The sequence below is a fragment of the Caballeronia sp. ATUFL_M2_KS44 genome, assembly GCF_023630965.1.
GTDB lineage: Bacteria > Pseudomonadota > Gammaproteobacteria > Burkholderiales > Burkholderiaceae > Caballeronia > Caballeronia concitans.
In genome coordinates this window covers 1-231 of the sequence record NZ_JALQEA010000031.1, presented here as the reverse complement: position 1 = coordinate 231, position 231 = coordinate 1, and the positions used below count along the sequence as shown (strand labels likewise).

Annotated in this window: 1 protein-coding gene; it reads left to right on the top strand. The window is 64.9% G+C overall.

Annotated elements, in window-relative coordinates:
• Positions 1-231 (top strand): oxidoreductase (locus tag NCR39_RS14470; protein WP_502800217.1); only part of this gene is annotated, 231 nt, incomplete at both ends.

Sequence of the window (231 nt, the reverse complement as noted above, 5' to 3'; positions counted from 1 at the left end):
ATGTATCGTCGGGCGGCGTTTCGCCGTTGCAGAAGATTCCGTTGTCGTCGGGCTATCAGGTGCCGTTCGCGCAGGCCGTGAAGGAAGCGACGGGCGTGAACATTGTCGCCGTCGGACTGATTACGGAGGCGAAGGAAGCAGAAGAAATCGTGGCGAGCGGCAAGGCGGACTACGTCGCGATGGCGCGCGCGATGCTCTACGATCCGCGCTGGCCGTGGCACGCCGCCGCCG